Origin of the sequence: Acinetobacter sp. ABJ_C1_1 (genome assembly GCF_044684115.1) — a bacterium.
Taxonomy (GTDB): Bacteria; Pseudomonadota; Gammaproteobacteria; order Pseudomonadales; family Moraxellaceae; genus Acinetobacter; species Acinetobacter nosocomialis_A.
In genome coordinates this window covers 83,601-97,125 of sequence record NZ_JBITPU010000001.1, presented here as the reverse complement: position 1 = coordinate 97,125, position 13,525 = coordinate 83,601, and the positions used below count along the sequence as shown (strand labels likewise).

The following is a 13,525-nucleotide window of genomic DNA, read 5'->3' as shown; positions in this document are numbered from 1 at the left end:
TGAACTCAAGTATGATTTGGAGTAACTCTAATGAACGACTGATTTCATATTGTTTCTGTCCATCTCATAACATAATGAAGCCTGTCGTAGAAAATTCATTTCTTTGAGAGATAATAATCATGACTGATCAATACCAAGCATTTACACAATCTCCTATTGGTAAATTCGTTGTTAAAAATTTGGGTTTACCATCGCCAGTTGCATTAGAGCGTTTTGAAAGTGCTCAGCCAGTAGTGAATGGTGCAGTATTGGTTGGCGCAGCGCCGTCAAGTGTATTGTCTGGTGAGATTGCACAAGTACTTAGCAATATTCATGCTGACAGCTATGTAGGCAATAATGTTGCATTACAGCAAGAAGCTGCAAAAGTTGGTTTAAATTTACGCCCATTCAATGCAGGCGACAAAGAATCAAAATTCAAAGCAGTTGTATTCGATGCGTCTGGTATTCAAAACTCAGAACAGTTAAACGAACTTTATAAATTCTTTAATCCGATTGCACGTCAAGTTGCAACTTCTGGTCGTGTAATTGTGATTGGTACAACTCCTGAAACTGCAAAAACTGTAAAACAGGCGATTGCTCAGCGTGCACTTGAAGGCTTTATCAAATCTGTAGGTAAAGAGTTTAAAAAGGGTATTACTGCTCAAGTTGTTTATGTAGACGAAGGTGCTACTGCAAACCTTGAATCAACATTACGTTTCTTACTTTCTCCACGTTCAGCTTATGTGTCTGGTCAAGTAATTCGTGTATCTAAAGCAGATGTAGTTGATGTTGATTGGGCAAAACCGCTTGCTGGAAAAACTGCGTTAGTAACTGGTGCAAGCCGCGGTATTGGTGAAGCAATTGCACATGTGTTGGCACGTGATGGTGCTCATGTTATTTGTTTAGACGTACCACAACAACAAGCTGACCTTGACCGTGTAGCTGCTGACATTGGTGGTTCTACATTGGCAATTGATATTACGGCTGCTGATGCTGGCGAAAAAATCAAAACTGCTGCGGCAAAACAAGGCGGTTTAGATATTATCGTTCATAACGCAGGTATTACTCGTGACAAAACTTTGGCAAACATGAAGCCAGAGCTTTGGGACTTAGTAATTAACATTAACTTGTCTGCTGCTGAACGTGTAAATGACTACTTGTTAGAAAACGATGGTCTAAATGCAAATGGTCGCATTGTTTGTGTATCATCAATTAGTGGTATTGCTGGTAACCTTGGTCAAACAAACTATGCTGCGTCAAAAGCTGGTGTGATTGGTCTAGTGAAATTTACTGCGCCTATCTTAAAAAGTGGTATTACCATTAATGCAGTAGCACCTGGCTTTATCGAAACTCAAATGACGGCGGCAATTCCATTTGCAATTCGTGAAGCTGGTCGCCGTATGAATTCAATGCAACAAGGTGGTTTACCTGTTGATGTAGCGGAAACAATTGCATGGTTTGCATCAACTGCTTCTACAGGTGTAAATGGCAACGTTGTACGTGTGTGTGGTCAAAGCTTATTGGGCGCTTAAGCACTCTTAGCTAAATAGGGGTGCTTGAGCATCCCTTTTTTATTCAAGAATCTATAAATTATAAAAGGTTAGGTATGAATACTCGTCATTTTAGCCAACTACCAAAAGCGGCATTGGCTTATCCAAAAGTAGTACAAGGCTTAATTTTTAAAAAGCCTCAGGGGCCAAAAATCTTGCCACAAGTTGAATATGTGGTAGACCGTCTTGAAATTGATCAGAGCCATCTCAAAGCTTATAACGAAGTATGTGGCTTCCAAAATAATGGTTTTGTACCGGCAATTTATTTGGCTGTGCTTTCTCAAAGTTTACAAATGCACATGATGACAGCAGAAGCCTTTCCATTTCCAATTTTAGGTTTAGTCCATATCCGTAACCAGATTAAACAAACCAGACCAATTGGTGTAACTGAAAAACTCACTCTGTCATGTAAATTTGGGGAACTAAAACCGCATGATAAAGGTGTTCAGTTTGACTTTATTACTACGGCAAAAGTTGGCAATGAAGTAGTGATGGAAGGTTTAACGACTTATTTATCTCGCCAAAAAGTCGAGAAAAGAGTAGGTGAGAAAGCCAAAGAAGAACAAGCGCCAGCTTATGTTCCAAAAGCAGAGTGGGATATTTTAGAAAACACAGGCCGCTGTTACGCGAAAGTGTCTGGTGATTTTAACTTAATTCATATTCATGCCATTACAGCAAAAGCATTTGGCTTTAAGCAAGCAATTGCACATGGTATGTGGAGCAAGGCTAAAGCGCTAGCGAACCTTGAATTACCTAATGCTTATGAAGCAGATGTGTGGTTTAAGCTACCAATGTTCTTACCATCAAAAGTTGAGTTTTTAACTGCTAATACAGACAAAAAGACTGACTTTTTGATTCGTAATGCAAAATCGAAAAAACCGCATGTTGCAGGAACAGTAAAAGCATTATAAAAATATCAGCAGCCTGAACAGAGGTTTGGGCTGCTTTTGAGCAAAATAACAAAAAATGCAAGGAACTTCATGTGATTAAAGAAATTTTACTGGCCGATACCCATAACTATCACGGTATTTTAGATGAACGTTTTATTGATTTAGCTCACCAATTTAGCCGTCTTCAAGATGCTAGAACAGGACAAGGTGGAGCTGCATTAGCGGTTTATTTTAGAGGCCAGAAAGTTGTAGATATCTATACAGGTCTCAAATCACAAACTGAAGCTTGGCAACCCGATACTTTGGCAGTTTGCTATTCTACTGGTAAAGGCGTACTTGCAACCTTAGCGCATATTTTAGTCAGTGAAGGTTTTTTAGAATACGATAAACCGATTGCGACCTATTGGCCTGAGTTTGCTCAAAATGGTAAAGAGCAAATGACTTTACGCCATGTGCTGAGTCATCAAAGTGGTATGTTTGATATTCGAAATATCATCGAAAGTGCGAGGGAAATGCTCGACTGGCCACATATGTTAGATGTCATGGCAGCCACTAAGCCAAGATTCCTTGCAGGACAGGTCAATGCTTATCAAGCCTTAACATTTGGTTGGCTTGTCGGTGGCGTGCTTGAAAAAGCAACTGGTCAATCTTTAGATCAACTCATGCAAAAATATCTTGTTGAACCTTTGCAGTTAGACGGTGCTTATTTTGGTACACCTGCAAGCGAATTGGATCGAGTAGCACGGTTAATTATTCAACCAAAATCAGAAAAACCAGCACCTACTCAAGCTGAAAAACCTAACAAACCTCAGCCGCGGAAAAGTTCACTTTCTGAAAAAATGATTACGTGGACTGGGCAGGACCCGCAAGATTTTCAGGATGCCATGATTCCAAAAGGAATGAAGCATTTTAGTTTCTTTAGTGATGAAGGATTGCAAGCCGTTATTCCGGCAGCAAACGGTACATTTACTGCGAATAGTCTTGCTAAAATTTATGCGATGCTAGCAAATAAAGGCGAATGGGATGGACAGCAACTCATTCGCCCAGAAATATTTAAAGAGCTCAGCACCATCCAAAGTTATGCACGTGATCGTGTTATGCCAATTCCGATGAATTGGCGTTTAGGCTATCACCGTATTATTACCATGGGTAAACGCGCTAAAAATGGCTTTGGGCATATTGGTTACAATGGTTCAGGCGCATGGTGTGACCCTGAGCGTGATCTTAGCTTTGCTTATACACATAACTTCCAGATTGGTTCAATCACGGGCGATTACCGTTTGTGGGGGCTTACTCAAGAAGCTTTACGGTGCACCGATCAAGTTTTAAAAGGACGTAAAGGCTGGTTCTAAGTTTTATATAATCAATAAATGCTGGTGTTTTTAATAAATGCCAGCTTCAATATTTATAATAATTCTAAACAAATAATTGCTTCGGTATGACGCTTAAAGTCTTCTTCAGCTAAACCTTGTAAACCAAGTTGATAAATACCTTCTAATCCACATACAAAGGCAATGAGCCGCCAAGCTATGTCTGTTGAATTAGATGTATTTTTAAATTCACCTTCTTTCTTGCCACATTCAATTGCTTGCACAATAGATTCATGCCAACTCTGCATGGCAAGGTTATACGCCTTTCGTATTTCCGCATCTTGTTCAATCAAGAGTTCAGCCTCATTCCATAATCGTAAATAAGGCTGAAGTCTGTCGATATTTTCTGCACCTAACAAAATGAATAGCCTTTGAAATTGGCTAGTGGTTTTTAGGGCTTGTTCAATTTCATCAAGTTGTTCCATGAGCTTTAAAAAAGCTTCAGCTTTTAAATGAGATGCTGAAGAAAAGTGGTGGTGAACTTGTCCAGTTGATGTTTGTGCTTCTGTTGCGATTCGGCGTACCGTCATGGCTGTAAAACCTTCAGCCAAAGCAACTTGCATGGCAGCTTGCAGAATCATTTCTCTGCGTTGATCGCGATTAAGATAGGCCATGTTTCTTTCACCTGACTGAATTCGACACAAATTACATTAAAACTAAAAGTTGGACAAGTGTCCAATTGTGTATATAATAACCATGATTTGAACACATGTCCAAGTTTTGGATATTGAAGAGCGTTATGCAAAAAAAATGGTTAATCCTGACAATTATCGTCCTTATTTATTTACCGGTTACGATTGATGCAACGGTGATGCATGTTGCAACACCATCTTTAAGTGCAGCATTGAATTTAACTGCCAATCAGCTTTTATGGGTTATTGATATCTATTCACTGATTATGGCGGGTTTGATTTTGCCGATGGGTGCACTTGGTGATCGTATTGGCTTTAAAAAATTATTATTTATTGGAACTGCAATTTTTGGAGTCGGTTCCTTAGCTGCGGCTTTTTCTTCAACAGCTTACGCGTTAATTGCTTCCCGTGCTGTTTTAGGTTTAGGGGCAGCGATGCTTATTCCTGCCACTTTATCGGGCATTCGTAATGCCTTTACCGAAGAAAAGCAGAGAAATTTTGCACTCGGTCTTTGGTCTACAGTAGGTGGTGGCGGAGCAGCTTTTGGTCCATTGGTTGGTGGTTTTGTACTAGAACACTTCCATTGGGGAGCTGTATTCCTCATTAACATTCCGATTATTTTAGTCGTTCTAGTCATGATCACGATGATCATTCCAAAACAACAAGAGAAAACTGATCAGCCAATTAACTTAGGGCAAGCTTTAATTTTAGTCGTGGCAATTTTAAGCCTGATCTATTCAATCAAATCGGCGATGTATAACTTCTCGATGCTTACGGTTGTGATGTTTGTGGTGGGTATTAGTACTTTAATTCACTTCATTCGAAGCCAAAAAAGAACGACCACGCCAATGATTGATCTGGAATTGTTTAAACATCCAGTGATTTCTACCAGCATTGTGATGGCAGTTGTTTCCATGATTGCTTTGGTTGGATTCGAATTACTCTTATCTCAAGAGTTGCAGTTTGTGCATGGGTTTTCTCCATTACAGGCAGCCATGTTTATTATTCCATTCATGATTGCAATTAGTTTAGGTGGTCCATTAGCTGGTATTTGCTTGAATAAGTGGGGGCTTAGACTTGTATCGAGTTTAGGAATTTTAATTAGTGCACTCAGTTTATGGGGGCTTGCCCAGCTTAACTTTTCGACCGATCACTTTTTAGCGTGGACGTGTATGGTCTTTTTAGGCTTTAGTATTGAGATTGCCTTACTGGCTTCAACTGCTGCGATTATGTCATCTGTTCCACCACAAAAAGCAAGTGCAGCAGGTGCGATTGAAGGTATGGCCTATGAACTTGGAGCTGGTTTAGGCGTCGCTATTTTTGGGTTAATGTTGTCTTGGTTTTATAGCCGCTCAATTATTTTACCAGCAGAGCTTCCATTGAACTTAATTGAAAAAGCGAGTATCTCGATTGGTGAAACCATGCAATTAGCTTCTAACCTTGAAAGCCCTTTGGGAGGGCAATTAATTGCAGTTGCTCAGCAAGCTTTTAGCTATGCGCATAGTTGGGTACTCACTATTTCAGCTATTTGTTTCTTCCTTTTAACTGTATTTGTCTGGTTTAGCTTTCCTAAGAAAGTAAACTAAAATAAAGGGTAAAAAGAGAGATTTATCTTTCTTTTTACCCTCAAATGTCTTTTTTAATATTTTCTTTATAATAAATTTAGTTATTTAATTCTCATAAACAACCCATTCTTTAATAAATTTCATGTTTTTATTTCAAAATGATTCAATATTCATGTAATTGAAATTTAATGAAAAATGAGTTGATCGAAAATTGACTATAAAAAAATGGTTTGTTAACCTGCTATTCGAAAATCTAAAAACAAATAAAAGAGGCTGCTGTGAATTTTAAATTAAAAACATCACTCATTATTGGAGCAATTGTTGCGTCTTCACTTGTATATGCCGCAACTGTACTTTCACCAAATCAGAATAATAATAGTGGATCAATACCATCTGGTTATTCGGATTTAGAATTTTCTTTAGCAAATGGGAATTGGGTCAAAAATCTCTCTTTACCGGTAAGTGCTAATAATTCGGACAAGATTACAGTTCGTTCTAGTGCCGCTTATAGTAGTTATTTAGATACTTCTAATACAAATATTCCGTTAGAGGTATTGAAGATAAATAGTGGCGATGTTTATCAATTTATCTTTAATAGCAGTCAAAATAAATGGATCGCTCAGTTAGCGACGGTTAGTCCTACCAATGGTACTAACTATGAGGTTGTACCTTTAACAACCGCATCAATGCAAAAAGTACTCATTGAAGACAATAAATGGGCACAAACGATTGCATTACCAAGTGATGTGCGTGACGGAACAACCGTACAAATTGTTTCTACAGCAAGTGCAAGCTCAGAGATTGATAAAACAAATTTACTATTCCCGAGCAGTTTTACATTAAAAAATGGCTCTGAATATTGGTTTAAATATTATTCTGCTTTAGGAAAATGGGTTCCAGAATATATAAAACCTCAGAAGCTAAATGTTCAGCAAATCGGAACATCTTTAGCAGCAGTAAATAGCCCACTAACGGAAGTTTCATTTGGAGATGGAAACTGGGTTTCGAATTTCACTTTGCCTACCACTGCAAGTGATCGAGATAGAGTTATTATCAAGTCTACAGCGACTTGGTCAGCAAAGATTAATAATACCAATGTTAATAGCCAAGCGACTTTAACGCTTAAAACAGGCGATCAATATGAGTTTATGTATGTAAGTGATAAAGGCTATTGGCAGCTGATCTCTTCACCAACAAAGGTGATTGATTCAACGGCAACAATCCCTGCAACTTTACCGAATATGACTCAGCCCACTTTAAAGGTAAAACTGTCTACATCAAATTGGCAGCCGACTTTGCAGCTACCCGCTCAAGCTCAAGTCGGGGATAAGGTGGTTATTGTGTCGAATGCATCGGCAGACACCTATATTAATGCTGCTAATGGTTTGTCGACAGCAATTAAAAATGGTGAAAATCGCCGTTTTATTTACACTGCTCAAGGCTGGACAGTAGATAGTTATACAATTGATATGTTGTTAGTTTCTAGTCCAGAAGTAAATGCAATTTTAGGAGAGAGCGCTGCAAAACTTAGAATGATTGAAGGCGTAAATCTAACAAACTTAACCGCTGAAAATTCAAATGCGCATTTTTACTTAAGAGATGTGGGCTATTTAACTTATAAAATCCCTGCAGCCACTTTAAAAGAAGCGATCTCGACTGGACGAGATGACACGACGGTACAGAATGAGCGTAAACGTGTATTGGCAGACGGTGTTTATTATCAAGGTAATGAGCCGGGCGATGGTGGCTGTGGTTGGGCTTGGATCAATGCTTCTGCATATAACATGATTGGTGCAAATGATATTGCAGGTTGTTCTTTTGCCGCTATGCGCCATGAAGTCGGGCACAATCTTGGCCTGTACCATAATGGTTCAACCAATATTGGCTCAGGCTTTGCTCATCCGTTAGGAAGTACCGCAATGGGAGGTAATAATATTAATTTTTATTCTAGCCCGTATCTATATAACCCTAAATATGGTGTACGTTTAGGTGAAGAAGGAAAAATTGATGCTGTCAGTGTCATTAACCTGAACGCACAGAAAATTTCTCTATATAACTAATCTCTATTTTAGCTGTAAATAATGAAGAAAAATAAATTGTTAATAGGAACTGCTATCGCTTGTGTGGCGTTAGCAGTTTTAATCTGGTTTGCCTTTTCACAGCAAAGCTCTTCTGCTTTAACATCGTCTTTAGAAAGTCGGCAAGAGTCTGGGCCAAAAGTAGCAGATAATCAAAATGGTTTGGTCCGTCAAAATATGCTGAATTTGAGCCCGTCAGAAAAGGAAAAATTATCTCAGCAACAAATTGTTTTTAATGAAATAGAAAAAGATCAGCTTCCTTCTAATGTTAATTTTCCGCTACTTAAAAATGCGAAAGGTATGGTCATTAAATATGATCCAAATGTGATTGAGCTTAAAAAAGTGGGTGACACTGTTAATTTTAAAATGTTGGAATATGGCATTAATCGCACGGGTAAAATTGTAGAGATCGAACCTGTTGATCAAGATATTGTTCGATGGACTGGAAAATTTGATCAGGGCGATCCGAATCAGAATTTCTTTACGATTACTCAAAGTCAAAAAGACCATTATACGATCATGCAGATTTTTACCGAGAAAGGAAATTATTCGGCTGAAATTAAAGATGGTGTCGGGTTGGTACAAACCATGGATGAGGGTGTTACAGATCAGGAGTTACACCATGATCATCCGTAGACAAATAAACGCTTCTGGCTTTGAAAAAGAGTGTGGTTCGCAGTTTATCTGTACGGATATGAGCTTTATGCGTTCACACTCTTTTAAAAACAAAGTATGCTTATGCCTGTAACAAGGAGCATACATGTATCAAGTACTTGCTAGAAAATACCGTCCACGTAATTTCAATGAGTTAGTGGGACAAAACCATGTTTCTCGTGCATTAAGTAGTGCATTGGAACGCGGTCGTCTTCACCATGCTTATTTATTTACAGGAACGCGTGGTGTAGGTAAAACTACAATCGCACGTATTTTAGCCAAGTGTTTGAACTGTGAAACAGGTGTGACTTCTACACCATGTGAGGTTTGTGCAACGTGTAAGGCGGTAAACGAAGGCCGTTTTATTGACCTGATTGAAATTGATGCTGCTTCAAGAACAAAAGTAGAAGATACACGTGAACTTTTAGACAACGTTCCTTATGCGCCAACGCAAGGTCGTTTTAAAGTTTACCTGATTGACGAAGTACATATGCTTTCTACGCATTCCTTTAATGCGTTATTAAAAACACTAGAAGAACCACCAGAACACGTTAAGTTTCTGTTTGCTACGACTGACCCACAAAAGCTACCGATTACGGTCATTTCACGTTGTTTGCAATTTACTTTACGACCTTTAGCTGTAGATGAAATTACCAAGCACCTTGGCGCTATTCTTGAAAAAGAGCAAATTACTGCTGATCAGGATGCAATTTGGCAAATTGCTGAATCTGCTCAAGGTTCACTGCGTGATGCGTTATCTTTAACTGACCAAGCCATTGCTTATGGACAGGGTGCTGTACATCATCAAGATGTTAAAGAAATGCTTGGCTTGATTGACCGTACAATTATTTATGATTTGATTTTAGCGGTTCATCAAAACCAACGTGAGAAAGTTAGTCAGCTTTTATTGCAATTTAGACATCAAGCGCTAGATGTTTCACTGGTGCTTGATCAGTTGATTTCAACATTGCATGAATTGGCAATTTTGCAATATCTACCTGATTTGAGTTTGAAATATAGCGATGAAATCAATCGCAAAATTATGCAACTGTCTAAGCTAATTTCTGCTCAAGATTTGCAGCTTTATTACCAAATCGCATGTAAAGGCCGTTCAGACTTGCAACTTGCTGTGACGCAAGAGCAAGGTTTTGAAATGTGTATTTTACGCTTATTGGCATTCCGTCCTTTAGCACCAAATGAAATTTTAGTTTCAGAGCCTGTTCAACAAAATGGACAAGCAGAAATAGGTTTAAATTCGCAAGCTCAGCCAATAGCTCAAGAGGTTACTCCTGTGAGTGCTGTTCAGCCTGTTGAAGTTATTAGCCAACCCGCTATGGTTGAACCTGAACCTGAACCTGAACCTGAACCTGAACCTGAACCTGAACCTGAACCTGAACCTGAACCTGAACCTGAACCTGAACCTCAGTCTAATCAGGATCTAATGGTATTTGATCCAAATCATCATGAGCTGATTGGGCTTGAGTCAGCAGTTGTTCAAGAGACCGTTAGTGTTCTGGAAGAAGATTTTATTCCCGTGCCAGAACAAAAGGCAGTACACGTTCAGGCTGAAAACCAAGCCAAACAAATTGAACCAGAACCAGTTTTTACTGCTGAGCCGCAAGGTTTATTTGAAGCATCTAGCGCTGCTGAATTTTCTCTTGGTCAGGATGCGCCTGTAACTCATGACTTGGTTTCTGAGCCTCTTATTGAGCAGCAACCATTGGTACAACCCGAAGTGGTTGTTGAAACTGTTACAGCTGTAAAAGAATCTAGCGCAATTGATAACGGGCAGTTGATGCCTCAGGATATTTTGAAGCTTTCTGCTCAAGTTTTGGAAGGTGAGTGGACACTTGAAAAATGGGAATACTGGTTTAGAAACAGCCAGCTTTCTCCAGCCGTCCAAGAACTTGCTCAACATGGTGTAATGACTGGAGAAATTGGTGGTAACACGGTTTTCCATATTCCTCAAGAATATGAAAATATGTTGACCCAGTTACAGCAGGGACTCATTGATGCATTAAAAGAGCAGTGGCCAAATACACAATTTACGGTTGAGTATGGTGCAGTTAATACATCTACACCGTATGTCATGCAAAGCATTCGTAAAGAAAAAGCTTTCCATAGAGCGACAGAGCTATTACAGCAACAACCCGTTATAAAAAGCCTGATTGATACTTTTGATGGCGAACTCCAAAATATTCAATTAAAGCCTTAAATTTACATAAATTTTGATCTGGTGAGAAATGTGGAAATAATAGAATTTTCATATTTTTCACTGGATTGAAATATTCAAGTCACGCCACTGTCATTGTACTTTTCTATGTTAGCCATTTTAGATTTTAAATGGACTATATATCGTCATGAAAAGGCAATGCACAGGAACACCTTCCTTTAAATATTCTTATTTTTTATTAATCGGCGCCATTCTGCTGAGTGGTTGTAACGACTCATCAAATGATAATTCAAATACACCAGAGACAGGTAAAAAGCCTGTAATGCGCTGTGCTCCTTAAACTTAAATAATAAAAAGAACCTGATCATGATTACACGTCGTAAATTTTTAAATTACTCTTTAAATATGGGTTTTGGTGCTGCGGCATTGGCAGCTTTCCCATCTAGTATTCAAAAGGCTTTAGCCATTCCTGCAAATAATAAAACGGGTACCATTCAAGATATTGAGCACGTTATTATTTTAATGCAGGAAAATCGATCTTTTGATCATTACTTTGGTACGTTAAAAGGCGTTCGAGGTTTTGCTGACCGCTTTACAGTTCCTTTGCCAAATGGTCGTAAGGTTTGGGAACAGCTTAGACGTAATGGGCAAGTTCTAACGCCTTTTCATTTAGACGGTACAGCCAATAATGCACAGCGTGCAGATGGCACACCGCATACATGGAACGATAGTCAGTTGGCATGGGATAATGGGCGTATGGCGAACTGGCCAACTCATAAGACTGATATATCCATGGGCTACTTTAAAGAAAAAGAAATTCCATATCAGTTTGCGCTTGCCAATGCCTTTACGATTTGTGATGCCTATCATTGTTCCATGCATACTGGAACCGACGCAAACCGATCTTTTCATTTAACCGGTACCAATGGGGCAACACCGACCAAGCGTTCATTTGTAAATAATGAATGGGACTGGATTGATGGTAATCCCGCTACAGCAGATCGCGGTTATACATGGAAGACTTATGCTGAGCGTTTAGAAGAAGCAGGGGTAAGCTGGATTTGTTATCAAAATATGCCAGATGAATGGGGCGATAACATACTTGGAGCATTTCGTACGTTTAGAAAGGCAAATATTGCATCTGGTTATCCAGTTGCAAGTGGTGGCGAACCGAATAAACCGTATGCCGATACGGGCCAAAAACTACCGTATAAAGCCTATGACTCTGCTACGGATAATGCCAAAAACCCACTCTATAAAGGCATTGCCAATACACTACCGGGCAATAAACCTGAAGAATACCTTGACGCTTTTAAAAGAGACATTCGTGAGGGTAAATTACCGCAAGTCTCTTGGATTAATGCGCCATCAATTTACTGTGAACATCCAGATCCTTCAAGTCCAGTTCAAGGGGCATGGTTTATTCAAGAAATTATTGATGCATTAACTGCTGTGCCAGAAGTCTGGAGTAAAACAGCACTGCTTATTAACTTCGATGAAAATGATGGTTACTTTGACCATGTACCGTCACCATCTGTGCCATCTCGACTTGCAAATGGTCAATACGCTGGTAAATCGACATTAAGTAGTGCCGATATGCAGGATGAATATTTTGATCATGCTGCGCCTGAAGGAAGCCATTCTCAGCCTACACCTGATGGACGTGTTTATGGTCCGGGCCCGCGTGTTCCTTTATATGTGATTTCTCCATGGAGCCGTGGTGGCTGGGTCAACTCACAAGTTTTTGATCATACTTCCGTGCTCATGTTTTTAGAAAAACGTTTCGGTGTGAAAGAGCCGAATATTAGTCCATACCGCCGTGCGGTGTGTGGCGATTTAACTAGTGCATTTAACTTTAAAACACCAAATGCAGATGTTTTACCGCAGCTGAATGGTAAACAAACACGTGTGCAAGCAGATGAGTTAAGAGAAAATCAGGAAGCTCTACCAGCTGTTCCCGTACCAACAGACATTAAATTACCAATTCAGCAAAGTGGCATACGTCTGTCGCGTGCGCTACCTTATGAGTTACATACCAGTGCACGTTGTAGTACTGATGGTAAAGTGCAATTGATTTTTTCTAATACAGGTACGCAAGCAGCGGTTTTTCATGTTTATGACAAACTTAACTTAGACCGTATTCCAAAGCGGTATATTGTCGAGCCGAATAAAACACTAGATGATGAATGGGATGTTTTAAAAGATAACTTAGGCCGTTATGACCTATGGGTACTTGGTCCAAATGGCTACCATCGTCATTTTAAAGGGGATACTCAACGTATTATTGATAGTGGCGTTAAACCTGAAATTCGTGTGTGCTATGACATTGCCAATGGTGATGTTTATATCGAACTCATGAATGATGGTACTAAGGATGCAATATTGACGGTAAAACCTTGTGCATATCGACAAGATGCACCTTTACAACTTACCGTAAAAGTGGGACAGCTTGTTAAGCAACATTGGGCTTTGGCTGACGTCGGGCATTGGTATGATTTTGAAATCACCAGTCAGAGTGATCCATATTATTACCGACGTTTTGCTGGTCGAGTCGAAACGGGTGAAGACTCTTTTAGTGATCCCGCAATGATGTAAGTTTAGGTGGGCAAAAAGAACAGATCATTTTCTTTTTGC

9 protein-coding genes are annotated in these 13,525 nt (G+C 39.3%); 8 read left to right on the top strand and 1 reads right to left on the bottom strand.

The window, feature by feature from the left end; genetic code table 11:
• The first annotated feature begins 119 nt into the window (after positions 1-119).
• The 3 genes from ACG59Z_RS00475 to ACG59Z_RS00465 all read left to right on the top strand — a co-directional run bounded on the left by ACG59Z_RS00475 (position 120) and on the right by ACG59Z_RS00465 (position 3,771).
• Positions 120-1,511 (top strand): 3-oxoacyl-ACP reductase, encoded by a 1,392-nt coding sequence (locus ACG59Z_RS00475; protein ID WP_400197363.1) that lies wholly within the window; start codon positions 120-122, stop codon positions 1,509-1,511.
• A 74-nt stretch (positions 1,512-1,585) separates the two neighbouring features.
• Positions 1,586-2,440 carry a MaoC/PaaZ C-terminal domain-containing protein gene (locus tag ACG59Z_RS00470; RefSeq protein WP_400197361.1) on the top strand — a complete coding sequence of 285 codons (855 nt, stop codon included), beginning with the start codon at positions 1,586-1,588 and terminating at the stop codon, positions 2,438-2,440.
• Positions 2,441-2,511: 71 nt separating this feature from the next.
• Positions 2,512-3,771 (top strand): serine hydrolase domain-containing protein, encoded by a 1,260-nt coding sequence (locus tag ACG59Z_RS00465; RefSeq protein ID WP_400197359.1) that lies wholly within the window; start codon positions 2,512-2,514, stop codon positions 3,769-3,771.
• Between the two features lie 53 nt (positions 3,772-3,824).
• Here the strand turns inward: ACG59Z_RS00465 and ACG59Z_RS00460 are convergent, their stop codons facing one another.
• Positions 3,825-4,403, bottom strand: coding sequence for a TetR family transcriptional regulator (locus ACG59Z_RS00460; RefSeq protein ID WP_400197357.1), 579 nt, complete (start codon positions 4,401-4,403; stop codon positions 3,825-3,827).
• A 125-nt stretch (positions 4,404-4,528) separates the two neighbouring features.
• On the opposite strand from ACG59Z_RS00460, the gene amvA reads away from it, so the two are divergent.
• The 5 genes from amvA (at position 4,529) to ACG59Z_RS00435 (ending at position 13,486) form a co-directional block, all read left to right on the top strand.
• On the top strand, positions 4,529-6,007 hold the full coding sequence (gene amvA, locus ACG59Z_RS00455) for a multidrug efflux MFS transporter AmvA (RefSeq protein WP_400197356.1): 1,479 nt from the start codon (positions 4,529-4,531) through the stop codon (positions 6,005-6,007).
• A 257-nt stretch (positions 6,008-6,264) separates the two neighbouring features.
• Positions 6,265-8,046 carry a metalloendopeptidase CpaA gene (cpaA, locus tag ACG59Z_RS00450; protein ID WP_400197354.1) on the top strand — a complete coding sequence of 594 codons (1,782 nt, stop codon included), beginning with the start codon at positions 6,265-6,267 and terminating at the stop codon, positions 8,044-8,046.
• A 21-nt stretch (positions 8,047-8,067) separates the two neighbouring features.
• Positions 8,068-8,700, top strand: a complete 633-nt coding sequence (cpaB, locus tag ACG59Z_RS00445; RefSeq protein ID WP_400197352.1) for a metalloprotease secretion chaperone CpaB — start codon at positions 8,068-8,070, stop codon at positions 8,698-8,700.
• Between the two features lie 124 nt (positions 8,701-8,824).
• On the top strand, positions 8,825-10,933 hold the full coding sequence (locus ACG59Z_RS00440; protein ID WP_400197350.1) for a DNA polymerase III subunit gamma/tau: 2,109 nt from the start codon (positions 8,825-8,827) through the stop codon (positions 10,931-10,933).
• A gap of 324 nt (positions 10,934-11,257) precedes the next feature.
• Positions 11,258-13,486, top strand: a complete 2,229-nt coding sequence (locus ACG59Z_RS00435) for a phosphocholine-specific phospholipase C (RefSeq protein WP_400197348.1) — start codon at positions 11,258-11,260, stop codon at positions 13,484-13,486.
• Positions 13,487-13,525 lie beyond the last annotated feature (39 nt).